Origin of the sequence: Methanoregula sp., assembly GCF_049690535.1 — an archaeon.
Taxonomy (GTDB): domain Archaea; phylum Halobacteriota; class Methanomicrobia; order Methanomicrobiales; family Methanospirillaceae; genus Methanoregula.
Genome location: NZ_JBAVMX010000111.1, coordinates 140,556 through 158,898, shown reverse-complemented (window position 1 = coordinate 158,898; position 18,343 = coordinate 140,556). Strand labels below are relative to the sequence as shown.

Sequence of the window (18,343 nt, the reverse complement as noted above, 5' to 3'; positions counted from 1 at the left end):
CTTCTGCTCAGCAACTTCTCTGGTGACCTTGCCAAAGACAGAGAACCCGATATACAGTGCCACCACCGCAAAGATGACCGCGATGATCAACTGGACAATCCCGACAACTACCGTCAAAAGATCCATACTACTATCTCCTTTTTAGTAGGTTGTATATTGCGTAGCTTATAAATCCATTCCCGGCAGGAGACTTTTCTAGGATTTCAGATTTTACGGCATTTACAAAAAAAAGTACAGCGGCCCCAGATACCGCTCTTGGCAGCCGGAAAATGTGTTTTTGTTCCCCTGGGCACCAGGCTGCTCTACCTTCCGTGGGCCCCGCCGCCGCCGAACCCGCCGCCGCCTCCAAAGCCTCCCCCGCCTCTTCCCCCAAAGCCACCGCCACCGGCAAACCCGCCGCCGGAGCGACTTGGCGGCATGAACATCATGAGGGGAATAAATGCAGAGCCCATCGCGACAGCCCCGATCGGTACGCCCGTGTCGGCGATATGGATATTGAGCGATTTCATGGCATGTTCAACATTTTTCCCGACACCAAGGGCGGTGCCGTAGACCAGCCAGTCGCCCCACATGGAGAGGTCTTCGGGCGCGTATTTCTGGATCATGGCCATGTCGGAAAGGAAGTGGGAAAACGCGTCCCATTCGAGTTTTTCCTTGAAATGATCATCTTTCCAGTGGCCAAACAGCGTGGGCGGGACCACGAGAAACGCGATACCTGCCTGCAGAACGACAAGCCCCCAGAGCACGGCTGCCGGGTATAAAATGGCGGCCTGCATGGATGCTACAAGGGCAATGATCACGGTGATCCCGAAGGCAGCAAGGCAGACGAACAAGAGCGGGATGACGTGTTCGCTCCCGTCCACGATGTACTTCACGGGGAGCGCTGCATCCGCACGAGTGGTGATGTCCGTGAGCATGCGCTGGAACCGTACGGCCTTTTCTTCTGCCGCATACTGTATCTGTGCGCTCCGTGCCAGTTCGCCGATCTTCCCGGTATCCAGCACACCATTCTCGGAGAGCTGCTGGATAAAGGCAATGACCCGCTGTTCATAGGGATCGGTGGTGGCAGGTGAGAGGATCCGGATCTCGATACCCTCTCCTCCTGTTTTCTCTGTCATCGCGATCAGTTTTTTCCGGTGCAGGTCGAGCAGGGTCGCATAGAACCCGTCCTGGTCAAATTCGAGTGCAGCGTCCTTGAAAAGCAGGTTCACCTGCCATGGCTTGAGGGTCGGGTTCGGAACCGTGCTGAGATACGCAGGGACGGTGAACTGCTTCTCCCGCCCGTACCGGTTGTAGATGACGATGAACAGGAACGGCACGAGCAGCACCGCCACTTTTGCGAGGTCGTTGAGGAACCATGCGACCGAGTACGGCAGGTTGTACCAGAAATTTCCCCACGCGGTGCTTCCCGCAAGGCCTGGAACCTCGTGCCTGAAGCCCGGGACTTGGCTAAGGCCGCCGGATGTGGTCAGGACCTCCACCGCGACGTTCTCGTTTGCGGCGGCACTCCCGGTAATAACATAGGTATCACCGGACTTTACCGTATCAAGCATCGGGGGATAGGCATAGAGCTGCTCCACATTATCGGCAGGGACCGTGATCTCGACCGAATGGTACGGGATGTGGCTTGCGCCGGCAAGCATCAGGTTGAGGTGGTCGTTTGTTCCATCAGATTCAACCGGGGGGTGGACCACGTACGTGTATCCCACCGTATACGTCCCCGCGGCAAAATATGACGGGTCAAAGATCCCGATCTCATCGGTATCGGCAAGAGAGCCGACCTGGGATTTCAAAGAACCGGAGGACGACGGGCCCGTGACGAACACATTGCCCGAATCATCTTTTGCATACCCCACGGTACCCGCCGGTGCATCGATCGAGACCAGTTGGATGGAGGAACTATTCACACTGGTAAACTCGAGCGGCGCTTCCCAGCTCCGGTACAGCATCCGGTACTCCCCGGAATTCTCTACGTTATAGGTATACTGCTCATGGAGCGTACCGTTCTGGTACAGGGTCGCCTGGTAGGAATTGACGACAAGGTCGCCCTCAAAAAGGGGAGGGATGAGGGCAACGAGAACGAGCCCGACAATCCCGATGACAAGCGTCGCAATGACAAGCGCTGCCAGCTGTTTTGTTTCGCCCACGGTGTTTTCTCTCCTTTAGAACTCGATCTTCGGGGGAGTCGCAATGGCATCTTCGAACTGCAGGTACTCAAGTTTTTTGAGATGGGCGATGCTCCCGACAAAGTTTGACGGGATCGTGTCCATCATCGTGTTGAACTGCTGCGAGATGTTGTTGTAGGTATAGCGCTGCCGACCGATCTCTTCTTCGAGGCTTTTGACTGAACCCATGAGCTCTGTGACTGTCTGGGACGTCTTGAGGTCCGGGTAGTTCTCGGCAACGGCAAGCAGGCGCCCGAAGATCGAACGAGACTGTTCCTCGACCTTGTCGAGGTCCCCGGGCCCGGCGGTTGCAACTGCGGCCCGCATGGCAGTGACTTTTGTAAAAGTGTCCTGCTCGAATTTTGCATAACTCTTGACCGCACCGAGGAGCTGGTCGATCATGTCCAGCCGCTTTTTCATCGCGACCCGTATCTGCCCGAGCGTCGCTTCCGACGAATTTTTCAGGGTATAGAACCGGTTGTAGATCCCGATGGTCCGAAGGATGAGGTAGATGACGATAATGATGATGACGGCAAGGATGATCCAGCCAATGATGTCCTCAAACATAGTGTATCAGTACACTGATACACCCAGTACCAGATAATAGAAGGGGGTGAGACCACCGTGATGAAAGGGTGGTGACCCGGCAGCCGGGAATGCATCCGGTCAAAAATCCTCAATTCAATAATTTTAATGCAACGCGGAGTTTTGTTTCAGAGAATGGTTTGAGGATATATCCATCCGGATCTAGATCCCTAGCCTGATCAAGAGTATCTTTGTTGCAGCCACCGGTAAGAAAAATAATCCTTGTATCCAAGCGTTTCTTTATTTCGCGTGCCGCAGCAATCCCGTCCAGTTTTCCCGGCATGGTAATGTCCATGAATATGAGATAGGGTCTGGCTTCCTCGGCAATCTTCACTGCTTCATCGCCGGATTTTGCCAGGATGCAGTTCTCATACCCGAGATCGTTGAGCTGCTGGAGTAACAGGTCCCGGATGATCTCAATGTCATCGACAATGAGGATTTTTATGTTTTTATTCCTGATATCCCCGGAGGCTGTCGGTGATGACGCGTCTTTTTGACGGACAACAGATTTGCTGTCGTCACCCGGTTCCTCCGAACACCCGGTCTTCTTATCTACCGGCATACCTTCGCCATTCTCATCCGGGATAAGGATATTTTCCGATGGTTCGCAAACATCCTCACTGGTGGCAGTTACTTCGGGACGAGAGGTGGCAAACATTTTGTGCTGGAGATTCAGGTGCTCCCGCATCCGTGTCGCGATCTCGGTAAATGCCTCGAGACCGTTTCTTCCTGTCCTGTTTTGGACCATGATCTCCCGGAGATCATCCTTTGAGAACACCCTCTCTATCGCATCAATGTCAAATATGCTGAGATTGGCCAGACCAAGGATAACAAAAAAGACGGGCAATCCGTCGCGGTCAAATACACTGGAGAGCAGTTGTTTCCCTGCCCTCTCGATAAGGCAGGGACGTATGTTTTTGTCGCAGGCCCTGGTGAGCAGGTGAATCGCAGGCACGCCGTCCTGCGTAATTCCCGCCAGGTCCTGAAGGTCCGCGATCATGATGAGTGCAGACCTGTCAATGTGCCCTCCTTTTTTTATCACATTAAAAACGAACCTGCCTCCCCGTGCACAATCGGCTTTGACAAATTCACGGAGCATCGCCTGGTTCTCCGGGCTGATCTTACTATGGAGCTCGCTCTGAACCTCCATGGTGGATAAAAACAAGGAAGAGAATAATACGCCCCAGGCAACGGTAAGTGTGCGGAAATCCGGTTTTCTGGGCCCTTTTTTAAGGGAGGCCCCGAACAGTTCGAGCAGCTGCCGGGGGGTAGCGCTCTCAAGTGAGGAGTCTAGGGGACGCGGTTTGGGTGCATGAAAATGTCGTCCCGCAGAGGATTTGGGAAGGACCGCAGTCTCTATTACCTGAATCTTGGATTCAAGTGCTGACAGTTTATCCATCACATTGATCCTGGACTCAAGTGCTGACAGTTTGGCGTCGTACTCTTTCTTGATCTGCTCCACATCGTCGGCTGAATACATTACCGTGGAAGATATACGATTCTCTTCTTTGCTTTCTTCCCGGAATTCCGGGATTTGTTTTTCCATAGTAACAACAGCAGATTTATTTTTGTAATTGAGATTATAATTCCTCAAGATAAAAATATTTTCAGTGGCTTTTAAATAAAGTATTTATAATAATTTAAATATAGTTAGTAAATATTATATATTTAAATATGCATTGTAAAAAACGAATCGGAAAAATAAATCATATACTCTATGGATTCCGACAGGATCGCAAGGATATGGATTAACCCTTGAGCGGGAACGGGACGTTCGATGCAAAAAAAGATCAGGTAATGGTCAGACCCTGTTCGACCGCTGATTCCGGCACGTCAAAGGTAGTACTCGTGCCTTCGATCCGGTAGAGCCCGTTAGCCCTTACATCGGTCGTGGTGCCGGTCGTCGAATATGGTACGACAAATTCCCCGTTTATGCTCTCCTGACGGTACGTGAAGTTCCTGCCGGTGTTTGTAACCAGCGGAACTTCGATGATACCGGATCCTTTGATCCTAGCGCCTTTGACATACTCGAAGACCTTCACGTATTTTATATCCGTTGTATTGGTGCTGAACTCAGTCGTGGGCGACTCGTGGACGAGGCGGTAGTGCTGCAGCGCCGGAATAACGGTGATCGGTGATGAAAGCTGCACGCTGAGCGCAGCAGCATGATATCCGGGCTGTGCCTGCCCGTTGTATTGTACGGCAGCGCTTATCGCATCGGATGCATTCATGGTCTTTGCATTGGTCATGACCGGGAGCGATGTCCGGGTAACCGACGGGTCCGAATATTCAACGTAATATGCAGAATCCGGAGTGGCCATCGAGCCATCAAAGTTGTGGAGCCGTGAGATCATCGTGCGGTAATACAGCGGCTCATTCAGCTCCACTGACTGGTATTCGCTGGGATCTGATGGATCTGGCATAAGCAGCGCCAGTTGGTAGGATCCGGGAGTTGCGCTTGCATTTGTCAGGCTGTACCATGTCGCCATTGCCCAGAATTTTCCGGTATCCATCTCGACATCGGTAACCACGTACCGGGTCCCGTCGTGATCCAGGATCGTGTTGGCAGCTGATTCGTTTGTTTCCATGAAATACGCGGCAGCCCCATCCGGACCGGTCACACCTGCCTGGAACGGGTTCGCATTGGGTATCCGGTGGGCAATATATGTGATCAGGTGACCGTAATCCCACCACGACATCACCCCGTATGACCCGCTTGGGTACGTAAACGTCTGCGGATTATAGATCTCATAATAATTCACCCCGGGGTCCGGAGTATTATTGGCTATCCATCCAAGCGCCTCTCGCCAATCCGGATTCATCGCACCCGTATCATTTGAAGACATGGCATAATTTGCCATGACTGAAGTGATGATAAAGAGTGCCGCAAGTATGACCGCGGCAAAGAAAATTACTATCGATGGTACGTCGCTTTGTACGTGCGGGTCCTTCTTTGCTTTTGCAGCCTTGCCGCCTTTTTTTTGTTTTTCCTGTTTTACCGGGCCGCCTATTGCTTCGCGTGTTCTCTCTCCCGGCTGACTTTTCCCGAACCAGGATCGCAGTCCATTTATTACCGGTCCCGCTCCAAGTTCCCATGCACTGCCGAGGCACAGGGCTGCGAGAAGGGCAACATTAGCGGCAAAATAATACTCGTACTTGATCCGCTGCACGGTACAGATCAGCATGACAACAGACCAGATGAGGACAAAAACCTCGCCCTGCTCTTCTTTTTTATAGGTCTGCCAGAGCAGGATCAGGATACCACCGGCTGCAAGGATGAGCCCGTAGTTGAACGTCGACCATGCCCGGGCGAGGCTCCAGGGGATATCTTCTGAAACGGTGGTGATAATGGGTGCCTGACCAAAAAATCCTGCAAGGCCGTTCGTGAAATCCAAGAACAATGCGGGAAACAGGAGTGCAAGTGCCGCTGAAAACAGGACGGCGACAGCCGCGAGTGATGCAATGTAATAGTATTTTTTCCTGCCGTTGAGGTAGTCTGACCAGAGCCAGAGAAAGATGGTGGCTGCAATGAGAAGGCCGTACGAAATGACCGGCCCCGCGCTATAAACAGCGAGACCCAGCCCCTGAGCCTTGAAGCCAAACAGGATCAATCCAAGTATGACCACTCCAAAAACAACCGTGTTGACAAGGGCGAGATACAGGTTCGAGATGGACCGGTGGTGATTGACCACGGCTTGGACAAAGGTGAAGACCGCAGCAATGAGGGCAAAGACGATGATGGTCTCAATGTTGAGCACACCTGCAAAGAATGCAATACCTGTAAGGATGGCAAAAAAGAGAATTTCCTTATACGTCGAGAGGTCAGAAAGCACGATTTTGGTCTTCTTTGCCCTGATTAAGGTATAGAGATAGAGGAGGCAGAAGAGCGTACTGAACAGGGTTTCACCGATATGATGGTACAGGGATCCGTACATGGAACGGAAGAAGAACTGTCCTGATACCGTGGCTATCATGAATGCAGCAAACAGGCCGGTCTTCCAGTCGGCGACCGTTTTGCCCAGCCAGTACATAACCGGAACCATCGCGACCGCTTCGAGGACCGGGATAAAAAGGGCCACGGTTATAATCGCAGATGGCGTTGTTGCATGGACCAGGATTGCCGCTATGGAACAGAGATATGTCAGGAGCGGTCCCCAGTACACCGTTGAACCCACGGGGTACTGGGTCATCGGATCAAACCATGCGTAGTTGGGGAAATTTGCCAGTGTCAGATCGATCTGGCGAAGGGCATAGACCGGATCATCGGGCTGCACGAGGCTGAATACATCGCCACTCCCGAGGTTCTGCAACGGAATGATCCGGATCCAGAACATGAATACGGATGAGATGACGAGGAGTGCAATGATAAAATAGGTCCTGTGTTTTGGATTGTCAAAGAGTTCCACGGCGTTCACCACCAAGTGCCTAGTACATTCTTATTTTGTTCTGCGATATTGGTGATCAGGTACGGGATTTTTTTGCAGTTTACCATAACGGGAATCCCTCCATCTTACTATAGTTTGTATATGTATCGGTAAATCTTATGGATAAACTCCCCTTAGGCAGGTAACCTATTCCCTGTTACCCGGGACACCCGAATAATTCTTAATTCTTACTTAAAAGCAGTCTCACGTCAGGGGGTACTGGTGCGTTGTTAACCGGGAACCCCCGCGGCCCTGGTAAAATTTTATACCGGCCACCTGTGCAACGGAACCGTTTTGTACTGGCGTGCTTCAGGCATTCGCAGCCGGCGTCCCGCTGCTCAAATCGTTTCGGAGCAGGAACAGGCCATAGAGTACAAAGACGATGCCGACAACAACTGACGCGAGCAGGGTCTGGGGTGACTGCGCCGGCACTTCGACTCCCCCGAGGGCAACAAGCGACGTAAAATCAAAGAGGGCGTGAATGCCGACAAGGGGCCAGATGCTCCCTGTCCGCAACCGGATCGCGGCAAATGTGACACCGAGGCCGAATGCAGCGATACTGTCAACGATGGTAAAGGCCGGGTCCCAGGTGCCGCCGATGACATTGAGAAGGTGCGGTGCCGCAAAGAAAAAGGAACTCAAGGCGACTGCACGTATCGTCCCTGCCGGGAGAAGCGAGGTCAGTATCAGGCCGCGGAAAAAGGTCTCTTCCGCAAAGCCGACAAGAAGCGTCAGGGCAGCGAATGCGAGGATGACAAGGGGAGCGGTCACCCGGATTCCCTGGCCGAGCGATACAAGGCCGACTGTAACGGGGAGGATAAACAGGGGAACGTGTGAGAGCCGGATGCCCGCCGTGTACCCTGCAGTTCCCCACCAGTTAAGGCGTGTTAAGAGGAAGATCCCGATGATGGCAAGGAGAAGATCGACGACGGCGACCTGTACGAGGCTCCCCATGAGGAACCGTTCATTGAGCAGGCCCACGATAAGAACCACGACTGTGACGACGAGCAGGAACCCGAAAGAACTGCGGTACGGGTGCTCATGTACAAAACCGGCGAGCGTCATGAAATGCCGGTTCCGGATACTCTCCCAACTATAAAGGACTTACCCGGCTCCCGGGTTTTATCCCCGGTTCCCATGAGAGTTCATTGGGGGAGTCCCCCGAAAAGACCCGGGTTACATCCCCGGGGGTGCGTCCCGCCATCACATGGTCATGCAGGACGTGCCGGCAGCCTGCCGGAACATGCCGGGTGCATGGCGGCGCTTCTCATAGTCCCGCAGGCTGTTAAAGACCACATCAGGAAAAAATCGGTGTTTCACAGCTGCGGCTGTACCGGGCAGCTGCGGGCAGGCGTCCTTTGCGTCCGTGCAATACGCGGTGATCTCTGCGAGGATCCTTCTCATAGCAAGGAGTTCATCCAGAGTCGCGGGATACTCATCATCATCAAGGACGGCTTCAATCTGGTGTACAACTTCTTCCATTTCAGTCATCGTTTCATTCTCTCCTTACGGTGCTTTCTGCAAAATGGATGTTTGCGGTGGCTGGTTATATAATGGAAAAATTGCCGGGGTTTGTGGTTTGAATGCCGGGGTGCATTCGTCAAACCCCGGGGTTAGAATGAAACACAGGGACAGTACACGCGTCCGGGAGCGACGCCTTCACGCAATCCGACGATCCGACCCCCCGGGCCGGGTGCCTAACTATTCACCGGGAGAGCGACGGGCCGCAGGAATGCGATATCCCGAAGATCAAACAGCAATAATTATCGTGTCCCAATAGAATCAGGGTGATATGAAGAAATCCATTATTTTCGCGCTCCTGATTGTCTGTGTCGTGACGATCCTCGCGGCCGGGTGCACGAATTCGGGGTCTTCGGATACATCAGCCACGCCAACCCCCCAGATCATCTATGTCACGGTGACCGTTACCCCGACTGCCACGCATTGTTATTGGGACCCAGAGAAAATGGCGTGCTCGGATCAGCCGCTGACCGCAGCCCCGACAACGATTGTTGCAACTACCGCGACCACGGCAGCGCCCGATCCGATCCTCCACCGGTGGATCCGGCAGTACGCCGATGGTGTCACCGGGTACGAATTCCAGTTTTATCCAACTGGTGATGTTATCTACAATCAGGGGAATATCGTGTCGACATCCGGAAACCTGGCGATCCCGGTTGCGCCGATTAATGGCTCGGGCACCTGGACGAAACTGAGTGATACGCATTACCTTGTCAAGGTGAGTTTCGCAGGGACCTCCGGCGCTCCGAGCATTGTTCGGGATTACACACTCGTCCCGCAGTACGGGACACTCCCAGAGCATCTTGTCAGCAGTTACGAGCAGGCAGATGTCGACAATGCCACAACAAGCGGCACCATTCACAACTATGCAACTGATGTGTTCTACCTTGAGCGTGCACAGACGGATTGATACACTTTTTTTGAATATCGGTTCCCCAAAACCCGGGCACTTCCCTGCACAATGTGATAACTGCGAATATTTTCGTAATTAAAGCAATCATTATTGCCCGTTTCATGCAATCTCATGCATATGCCCATGAATAAAACACCGCTCATGGCAGCGTCGCTGTTCGCTGTCCTTGTCCTGATCACCCTTCTGGCGAGCGCCTGCGTGAGCGCTCCCGGGCCAAAGGCTGTACCGCCACCGGCAACACCACTCATCAGTCCCACCGTAACCCCCGGCGAGGGTAACGAAAGTACGGTCCCCACGATACCACAACCAAAGATTATCTGCAACTGCCCCATGGAGCCTTTTGTGTCGGTGACCGTTACCCGGACTGCAACACCTGATGATGGCCTCTGCCACTGCCCGTGACAGGATGACCGCTGGTGGATGACGGGGTCGCTGGTCCGGAATACCACTTCATCCCGGACATGGTACTGGGACGGATGAGTACGTACTGGCCTGCCGGTAGTGGCATCCAGCTGCACCCTTACGGCATTTTCTCGCCGTATGTCCCGGAATAGGTGGATTTTAAAAGGATCCGGACGCCTTCCTTCCAGAGGTCCGAGATCTCGTTCTGGTGCAGCCAGACCATGTCATAATTCTGGAGCCCCGAGTATAGGGCGGCAAGCATCAGTGCAAGGTGGTGCGGGTCGGCCTGGGTCTGGATAAAATTCAGTTTCTTCTCCCGGATGATCACGTCTTCGAACGTTGCGACAAGGCCATCGTAATATTCCCTGGTTGCATGCCGCACTTCGGAATTCCTGTTTGCAAGTGCAAACATCCCAAAAAAAACTGCCCGCTTCTTTGCATCGGCAATGGCAAAACGGTCAAAAATCCCTGCCAGGATCTCTTCTGTTGGTTTATTGTAAAACGATTCGTAGGTGACCTGCCGGATCTCTACCTGGATGGCATTTAAAACCGCAGTGATGAGATCTTCCTTGCTCGCAAAGTACCAGTAGACCGCGCCTTTGGTCACCCCGATTTTTTTTGCAACGTCATCGATGGTCATACCATCGCAGCCGCGTTCGGCAATCACGTCCATCGCAGCCTCGACGATGCGGCGCTTCGCATCCTCCTTGTATTCGGGGACAACCTTCGGCATTGCTCTTCGTATTCACTTCACCACGCACCCATAAAAAAACATTGCATAGGGACGAAATACAAACCACACAGTATTTATACATTCTAATGAGTATGTTATTTGAGATCAGGGACTGTGACAAAACAGGAGATGTAAAAATGCCCGACACCGAAAAATCCCGGATTGCCCGTCAGGGTCTGGGTACACACCAGGACACGGCCAGCATCTCCCGGCAGACCCGACCTGGGAGCACAGGACTGTGTCATCATACGTGCTGACCCGGGAGAGGAGGCATTTGTATGTCAGCAGTATTCATTCCAGAGATTCAGGTGACAAAGATGAGTAAAGGAAAAGATGATACCGGTAATTTCGGATTTCTCGTAAAAAAGGCAGGAGAACTCGGGGCAAAGGAAGCAAAAGTGATCCCCATATCTGATGTGATTATTGAAAACCGCGTGACCTTAAAGTGCCGGGCCGGCTGCATCGGCTATGGGAAGAAACTCACTTGCCCGCCGTACGTCCCGACCCCGGATGAGTTCCGGAAGATCCTTGCCGAGTACCGGTACGCCCTGCTCGTGAAATTCATCTCACCGGCAGAAGCAAAGCCCGATGTGATCTGCTCGATCTACAAGTACTGGCTCGATCCGGACGCTCCGGCAGACAAAAAAGAGCAGGCCACAAAGTTCTGGAAGGATCATTTCAACGGCACCGGGTCGTTTGCCCCCATGATGCTCGAACTGGAACGGACCGCTTTTAACGCGGGCAACCCGTTCGCCCTCGCGTTCATCAACGGCTCGTGCCGGCTCTGCGAGACCTGCAACGTGAAGGCCGGCATCTGTCTTCACCCAACGCAGGCCCGGATTCCCGAACATGCCGTGGGTGTCAACATGGTAAAGACTGCGGAGAAAGCGGGGATGCCGATCCGGTTCCCGGTCAAAGGGCACCCGGAGCTGATGGCGCTCCTTCTTATTGATTAACGCAGATTACGGTGTGGGGATGAGACAATTGACAGAACACCTGTTAAAACCTGCCGACCGGGTGGAAGTGACCGTCCTCGTCGACAACTATATTGATATTTTCGTGCCGCCCGCGACACCCGTGGACCGCCGCCTGCCGTTTGACCCCTGCCGCCATATCATGGCCGAACATGGCCTCTCATGCCTCGTTCGGGTTTTTGCCGGGAAAAAGGAGCACACGGTCCTGCTCGACACCGGCATCTCCCGGGAGTGCATGGCATGGAACGCCCGGCAGCTGGGCATCGACATTGCCACCATAGAAGCCGTGGCCTTAAGCCACGGGCACTTCGATCATACCGGCGGCCTTGCATCCGTCTTCTGCGGTGCAGGCAGGCAGGTCCCGCTCATTGCCCACCCGGATGCATTCCTGAAGCGGCGGATGAACGGCCCGAAAGGAACCGCCGATCTCCCCCGGCTCGATGCGATCGAACTCAAAAAAGCCGGGGCTGATATCCTGCAGCGCAGCGGGCCGTCTACGCTTGCCGCCGGCCACCTGCTCGTGACTGGGGAAGTAGAGCGGAAGACATCATTCGAGAAAGGGATGCCGGGCATGGAGATGTGGGTCAATGGCAGCTGGGCACCCGACCCGATCCTCGACGACCAAGCGCTCGTTATCAACGTGAAAGGCAAGGGCCTTGTCGTGCTCAGCGGCTGCGCCCATGCCGGGATCATCAACACCGTGGAGTACGCGAAAAAGATCACCGGGATCGATCACGTCCATGCGGTGCTTGGAGGATTCCATCTCACCGGGCCGGCGTTTGCAAAGGTGATCCAGCCCACGATCGAAGGGATGAAGAAGATCGACCCCGATTACGTGGTACCGATGCACTGCACCGGCTGGGACGCGATCAACCGGTTCTTTGAAGCGATGCCGGGGAAGTGCATCTTAAACACGGTCGGGACGACGTACGTGTTTGGTTAAAGCGCCCCCCGGGCTGATCCCCCACCGTGTCATTGCGGATCTGTCAGGGTCTTATCTATGATGGAGAGCCTCAGGGCCGGGATAAAAAAAATGAAACAACGGGCATCCTGTCGTGTCCAGCCGGGCTCCCGGGATGACCCCGCCGACCCAAGACCGGCAGACCCTGCCTGCTTTCAGGCAGGACCCGGGGATTCAGTCGTCGTCTCTGTCCTCGCTGTCAGGCCAGACGTAATCATCGCCGGCTGACTCCGGCGGGTCTTCATAGATGTCCCTTACATCGCGGAAGGGGTCCTGTTCCGGGTTTTCCCCGCTCCAGGGATCCTCGTAGTCTCCGTGTCCTTTCTGTCCTGCAAAACCTTTACCGCTCCGGTTTGCCGCACGGTCTCGTATGGTCTTTCCCATCAGGTCTCACTCCATTCAGAACTTGTACCGGTAAATCTTACATGAATCCTGCTTTTCTGGATAAAAAGTTTTTTGGCCAGAAACCATGAACAACGGTCCGGGCACAAAAATCACAAGCGTTCCACCTGACACAAGGACCGGGCCGGCATCGGCTCTTGCGGTATCGTCCCGCAGCTACCGCACACAAATCCGGCATCTTTATCCTTTTGTGAACAGACTGTACCGTGCGGTGCAGCTGTATGTCTGAAATGATCCGGCCAGCCATTTTTTGCGCGTCCGAAACAATCAGGGCAATTAAAAAAAACAGTGTGTATTTTATTTTGTTTATAGAAATTATCCGGGTATTATCCGTGGACTAGAACGTGATTTTTCTCTCGCCGGTTGTCAATATACTAAAAAAAAACAGGTCGCATGTTAACTACTTATAAAAATGAAAATTAACTGTTAATTTATTGCACTATACCGTTTGTGAAATAAGCAATCTTTAATTACTGCTCTTGATCAACTTTGGGATTAGACAAATTTTATCGAAGAAATTTTGTCTTTAATTTGTGTGTGATGTGCATGGCTTTTGCAGTACATGTAAACATGGAACGCTGTACCGGCTGCGGCAATTGTGTGGCTGCCTGTCCGGTCAACGCACTCGAGCTTTTTACGCTCGATCCTGTCACCCGGGAGAAGATATACCAGGTGCAGGATGGTAATGCGGTGAGCCTTGATGTCAAGGCGGAACTTTGTGCGGGATGCGGCGTATGCGTTGAGGCATGCCCGTATGGTGTGATCAGTCTCTCCGGAAAAGGTGCAACCGGGATCCCGGCCAGGACCTGATGTTAGGTGATTCAATGCCAGAAAAGAAAATTACCCTCAACATGATCACGTGCCGGACGATCCAGCAGGGCGTCGGCATGGAGGCAGGCAAAACATCGCAGAAATATTTTGACGCCTGCACGGTCATGCATATGCACCCCGATGACATGAAGAAACTCGGGGTATGGAAGAACACCAATGTCAAGGTCACGAGTTCTGTCGGCAGCGTGATTGTAAAAGCCGTCGAGACTCGTGAGGACCTTGTCCCGGGCCTTGCCCATATTCCTATGGGTCCCTGGGCGAACCGGATCGTCCCGGCCTATACCTTCTCAACCGGCGAGCCGTGCTTCAAGGGATTCCCGGTCGATGTCGAGATCGCCGCGAACGAACGCATTATGGGAGCAGTCGAGGTATTGCAGGACGCCTGCGGCCTCATAAGGAAGTGACGATCAATGCCAAAAGAAGTAACTGATGTTATCTGCCCATTCTGTGGTACCCTGTGCGATGACCTGATCATCACCGTATCTGATGACAACAAGACGATCCTCGGTGTCAAGAATGCGTGCGCAATCGGCGCCGAGAAGTTTAACCACCAGCGGCTCCCGGGCCGCGTCAAGCGCCCGCGGATGAGGCAGGCTGACGGCTCCTACAAAGAGATCACTTACGATGAGGCGATTGACTGGACAGCAAAGATGCTCGTCAAGTCCAGAAAGACCCTGATGTACGGCTGGGCATCAACGAGCTGCCAGGCCATGTCCATTGGCCACGAAATTGCCGAGAAAGTCGGGGGTATTGTCGATAACTGTGCAACCGTCTGCCACGGCTCGTCTCTCATTGCCATCGAGGATGTCGGTGTCCCGAGCTGTACGCTTGGTGAAGTCAAGAACCGTGCCGACCGCGTCATCTTCTGGGGCTGCAACCCGGCACACGCCCACCCGCGCCACATGTCCCGGTACTCGATCTTCCCGCGTGGTTTCTTTACCACTAAGGGCCACAAGGGCCGGAAGATCTACTGTGTTGACTGTCGGTACACCGATACCGCCAAGTGCGCTGATGGGTTTATCCAGATCCAGCAGGGCTTTGACTACGAGGTACTAGACGCCTTCAGATGCGCAGCCCGCGGCGAAGCGATTCCCGACGTTGTTGGCGGTGTCCCCAAAGAGAAGATCATCGAGGTTGTCGAGGACTTAAAACGCGGCCGCTTCTGTGTCATCTTCTTTGGCATGGGCCTCACCCACACGATGGGAAGGAACCACAACATCGATGAAGCGATCAACTTCACCCGCGACATGAACGACTACACGAAATTCGCGATCATGGCAATGCGGGGCCACTGGAACGTTACCGGTTCCGGCCAGGTGCTCGGCTGGCAGTACGGGTTCCCGTATGCTGTCGACCTCTCACGGAGAGACCAGGCCCGCCATCAGACCGGTGAGACGACCTCGGTCGACCTCTTAAATCGCAACGAGGTCGAGGCCTGTTTCTACATCGCCACCGACCCCGGGGCGCACTTCCCGGTAAACGCGATGATCAGCAGTTCTAGGAAGCCCACCGTCACCATCGACCCGCACATCAACTGCACCACCGAGATCTCGGACATCCACATCCCGGTCGCTCTTGTCGGTGTCGAAGTCGGTGGCTGTGCATATCGTATGGACAACGTCCCGATTGAGACCCGTAAGGTTGTCGACCCGCCAGAGGGTGTACTCACGGACGAGGAACTCTTGACGAAGATCAACCACCGTGTTGATGAACTCCTTGCAACGGGGGGTCAGTAAATGTCTGAATATATCATCAAAAACGGCCACGTCTTTGACCCGGTTCAGGGCATCAAGGGCGACAAGGCAGATGTTGCCGTCAAGGACGGCAAAATTGTCGACAATGTAGGATCCGGCGCAAAGGTCATCGATGCAAAGGGCAAGACCGTTATGGCCGGTGCACTCGAGGTTCACGCCCATGTTGCCGGCCCCAAGGTCAATGCCGGCCGCTGGTACCGGCCTGAAGACAAACATTTCGACTCCCACAAGACCGCCGGCATCACCCGCATCGAAGGCGGAAAGTCGATCCCGACTGTCTTTAAAACCGGTTACGAGTACGCCCGCATGGGGTTCACCTTCGCGATGGAAGCCGCAATGCCCCCGCTGTATGCCCGGCACGTGCACGAGGAGATCCACGACACTCCCATCATCGATGAGGCAGCACTCCCCGTCTTTGGCAACAACTGGTTCATCCTCGAATACCTCAAGAACCATGAAGTCGAGAACACCGCTGCGTATATCGCATGGATTCTCCGCCAGACCAAGGGATACGGTGTCAAGGTCGTCAACCCCGGCGGCACCGAAGCCTGGGCATGGGGATTGAACTGTCTTTCCATTCACGACAAGGTTCCCTACTTCGATATCACTCCTGCAGAGATCATCAAGGGGACGATCGAGGCAAACGAATACCTCGGCCTCCCGCACTCGATGCACCTCCACCAGAACAACCTTGGCAACCCCGGTAACTACACGACCACGATCGACTCCCTGAAGCTCGCAGAAGGCATCAAGGCAAAGAACAACTTCGGCCGCGAGCAGGTTCTGCACTCCACCCACATTCAGTTCCACTCCTACAAGGGAACGAACTGGGGAGACTTCGAGTCCGGTGCAAAGGAAGTAATGGACTACGTTAACAGGCAGAAGAACCTCACGATCGATACCGGTAACGTCACCCTTGACGAGACCACCACAATGACGGCGGACGGCCCGTTCGAGCACCACCTCCAGTCCCTCAACCACCTCAAGTGGTTCAACGTTGACGTTGAACTCGAGACTGCAGCAGGTGTCGTACCATTCATCTACGATCCGAACAACGCCGTCTTTGCCAGCCAGTGGGCAGTCGGGCTTGAAATTGCGCTCTATGCAAAGGATCCGATGCGCTGCTTCATCACGACCGACCACCCGAACGCGGGACCATTCACCCGCTACCCGAGGGTCTACTCGTGGCTGATGAGTAAGAAGGTCCGTGACGAACGCCTCAACACCTTTAAGAAAGCCGACAAGGTCATCAGTGCGACTACCCTTGCAAACATCGACCGTGAGATCACGCTCTACGAGCTGGCAGCCATGACCCGTGCAGGTCCGGCCAAGTGCCTTGGCCTTTCAAAGGACTACGGCGGCTTAAAACCCGGCATGACCGCCGACATCGCTATCTACAACATCAACCCCGACAAGTTCCCGTCAAGCGGTCCCGAGATCGAGAAGGCATTTGCCCAGGTCGCCTACCTCTTCAAGAACGGGAAGATCTGTGTCGAGGACGGTAAAGTTATCGATATGGGTCACAAGGAGACCTTCTGGGTGGATGTAAAGGTACCGGAGAACAAGCAGGTCATGCATGATATCAAGGAAAAGTTCCTCCGCTACTACAGTCTGAGCGAGAAAAACTACCCGGTCCCCGAGAGTTATGCACCGCATCAGCATATCCTCTCTGTGGATGCGACCCAGGCGTGAGGTGAAAAGAATGAACACGGTTACACTAACAATAAAAACGCAACCGGAACTCTATCTGGAACTGGAGAAGGTAAACCCTGACACATTTGCCGGCAAGAAGGCCGACGAGATTGCAAAGCTTCCCGTTTTCCAGGGAAAAGAGATCCTGACGCTGGGCGACTTCTTTACCGTTACCGGGGAGGCAGGAGCAACAGCAGCAGACACGAAGATTGTCATCAACGGCGACTGCACGAAGATGAAGTATATCGGCGCCAAGATGACGGCCGGCGAAGTGGTCGTCAACTCGGCCTGCGATATGTACACCGGCAGCTGGATGAAGGGCGGAAAACTCACCGTTAATGGAGATGTCCACTCCTTCTGCGGCCTTGCAATGGCGGGCGGCGAGTTTACCATCAACGGCAATGCCGGAAATTATCTCGGCGCTGCATACCGTGGCGACTGGAGAGGCATGAGCGGCGGTGTCCTCCGCGTGAAGGGCAATGCGGGCTCCGATGTCGCAACATTTATGACCGGTGGCACGCTGATAGTTGAGGGCAATGTCGACATCCATCTCGGTACCCACATGGAGGGCGGCACCATCATCCTCAAGGGCAATGCCAACCGCCGTGTCGGCGGGCAGATGGTCAAAGGCGAGATCTATGTCTATGGCACCATCAATGTCATGATGCCCGGCTACAAGCCGGTCGGGGACATCGAACTCGATGTTGACGGCACCAAGTCAAAATTCGTCGATTACATCGGTGACCTCGGCGAGCGCCACCCCAAGCGGAAAGGCGAGACCGTTTATGGCCACCTGTACATGAAAAAATAATAAAAAAACATCTATCACACACGCGGTGAGGGATCACTTCCCCCACCTCCTTTTTTGAGATCCGCTTCTCGTTCGGGGTTGTTTTTTTGCAACCGGAATATAAAAGGCCGTGCAGGTTGTGTTCAGGGAAAATTCCCGGAAAATCCTGCTGCTGCCAGTAACGTTGTCACGTTAT

Annotated in this window: 17 protein-coding genes; 9 read left to right on the top strand and 8 right to left on the bottom strand. The window is 53.8% G+C overall.

The window, feature by feature from the left end:
* Positions 1-302: 302 nt before the first annotated feature.
* The 6 genes from WCE46_RS09020 to WCE46_RS08995 all read right to left on the bottom strand — a co-directional run bounded on the left by WCE46_RS09020 (position 303) and on the right by WCE46_RS08995 (position 8,665).
* Positions 303-2,147, bottom strand: coding sequence for a DUF2207 family protein (locus WCE46_RS09020; protein WP_424733365.1), 1,845 nt, complete (start codon positions 2,145-2,147; stop codon positions 303-305).
* A 15-nt stretch (positions 2,148-2,162) separates the two neighbouring features.
* Positions 2,163-2,732 carry a LemA family protein gene (locus WCE46_RS09015; protein WP_424733364.1) on the bottom strand — a complete coding sequence of 190 codons (570 nt, stop codon included), beginning with the start codon at positions 2,730-2,732 and terminating at the stop codon, positions 2,163-2,165.
* 109 nt (positions 2,733-2,841) lie between these two features.
* Positions 2,842-4,296, bottom strand: coding sequence for a response regulator (locus WCE46_RS09010; protein ID WP_424733363.1), 1,455 nt, complete (start codon positions 4,294-4,296; stop codon positions 2,842-2,844).
* A 244-nt stretch (positions 4,297-4,540) separates the two neighbouring features.
* Positions 4,541-7,156 (bottom strand): oligosaccharyl transferase, archaeosortase A system-associated, encoded by a 2,616-nt coding sequence (locus WCE46_RS09005; RefSeq protein WP_424733362.1) that lies wholly within the window; start codon positions 7,154-7,156, stop codon positions 4,541-4,543.
* A gap of 327 nt (positions 7,157-7,483) precedes the next feature.
* Positions 7,484-8,239, bottom strand: a complete 756-nt coding sequence (locus WCE46_RS09000) for a lysostaphin resistance A-like protein (protein ID WP_424733361.1) — start codon at positions 8,237-8,239, stop codon at positions 7,484-7,486.
* 138 nt (positions 8,240-8,377) lie between these two features.
* Complete coding sequence (locus WCE46_RS08995) at positions 8,378-8,665, bottom strand: hypothetical protein (protein WP_424733360.1); 288 nt, start codon at positions 8,663-8,665, stop codon at positions 8,378-8,380.
* Between the two features lie 301 nt (positions 8,666-8,966).
* On the opposite strand from WCE46_RS08995, the gene WCE46_RS08990 reads away from it, so the two are divergent.
* Together WCE46_RS08990 and WCE46_RS08985 are read left to right on the top strand one after the other, a co-directional pair.
* Complete coding sequence (locus WCE46_RS08990) at positions 8,967-9,605, top strand: hypothetical protein (RefSeq protein ID WP_424733359.1); 639 nt, start codon at positions 8,967-8,969, stop codon at positions 9,603-9,605.
* Positions 9,606-9,731: 126 nt separating this feature from the next.
* Positions 9,732-10,010 (top strand): hypothetical protein, encoded by a 279-nt coding sequence (locus WCE46_RS08985; protein WP_424733358.1) that lies wholly within the window; start codon positions 9,732-9,734, stop codon positions 10,008-10,010.
* Between the two features lie 118 nt (positions 10,011-10,128).
* On the opposite strand, the gene WCE46_RS08980 is transcribed toward WCE46_RS08985, so the two are convergent.
* Positions 10,129-10,743: a TetR/AcrR family transcriptional regulator gene (locus WCE46_RS08980; RefSeq protein WP_424733357.1), complete on the bottom strand. Its 615-nt coding sequence runs from the start codon at positions 10,741-10,743 to the stop codon at positions 10,129-10,131.
* 317 nt (positions 10,744-11,060) lie between these two features.
* On the opposite strand from WCE46_RS08980, the gene WCE46_RS08975 reads away from it, so the two are divergent.
* Both WCE46_RS08975 and WCE46_RS08970 read left to right on the top strand, forming a co-directional pair.
* The gene (locus tag WCE46_RS08975; protein ID WP_424733371.1) at positions 11,061-11,699 is read left to right on the top strand and encodes a DUF2284 domain-containing protein; all 639 of its coding nucleotides are present in this window, start codon (positions 11,061-11,063) and stop codon (positions 11,697-11,699) included.
* 19 nt (positions 11,700-11,718) lie between these two features.
* Positions 11,719-12,660 carry an MBL fold metallo-hydrolase gene (locus tag WCE46_RS08970; protein WP_424733356.1) on the top strand — a complete coding sequence of 314 codons (942 nt, stop codon included), beginning with the start codon at positions 11,719-11,721 and terminating at the stop codon, positions 12,658-12,660.
* A 192-nt stretch (positions 12,661-12,852) separates the two neighbouring features.
* Here WCE46_RS08970 and WCE46_RS08965 read toward each other — a convergent pair whose 3' ends face one another.
* Entirely contained in the window at positions 12,853-13,062 is a 210-nt protein-coding gene (locus WCE46_RS08965; RefSeq protein WP_424733355.1) for a hypothetical protein, read from the bottom strand.
* Between the two features lie 564 nt (positions 13,063-13,626).
* Between WCE46_RS08965 and WCE46_RS08960 the strand changes: the two genes are divergently transcribed.
* The 5 genes from WCE46_RS08960 to WCE46_RS08940 are packed head-to-tail and all read left to right on the top strand — an operon-like array spanning position 13,627 to position 18,168.
* Positions 13,627-13,890, top strand: coding sequence for a 4Fe-4S binding protein (locus WCE46_RS08960; protein ID WP_424733354.1), 264 nt, complete (start codon positions 13,627-13,629; stop codon positions 13,888-13,890).
* Positions 13,891-13,904: 14 nt separating this feature from the next.
* Positions 13,905-14,315 (top strand): molybdopterin dinucleotide binding domain-containing protein, encoded by a 411-nt coding sequence (locus tag WCE46_RS08955; RefSeq protein ID WP_424733353.1) that lies wholly within the window; start codon positions 13,905-13,907, stop codon positions 14,313-14,315.
* Positions 14,316-14,321: 6 nt separating this feature from the next.
* Positions 14,322-15,647, top strand: coding sequence for a formylmethanofuran dehydrogenase subunit B (locus tag WCE46_RS08950; protein WP_424733352.1), 1,326 nt, complete (start codon positions 14,322-14,324; stop codon positions 15,645-15,647).
* A complete protein-coding gene (locus tag WCE46_RS08945; protein ID WP_424733351.1) occupies positions 15,648-17,357 on the top strand; it encodes a formylmethanofuran dehydrogenase subunit A in 1,710 nt (569 codons plus the stop codon).
* Positions 17,358-17,367: 10 nt separating this feature from the next.
* Complete coding sequence (locus WCE46_RS08940; RefSeq protein WP_424733350.1) at positions 17,368-18,168, top strand: formylmethanofuran dehydrogenase subunit C; 801 nt, start codon at positions 17,368-17,370, stop codon at positions 18,166-18,168.
* Positions 18,169-18,343 lie beyond the last annotated feature (175 nt).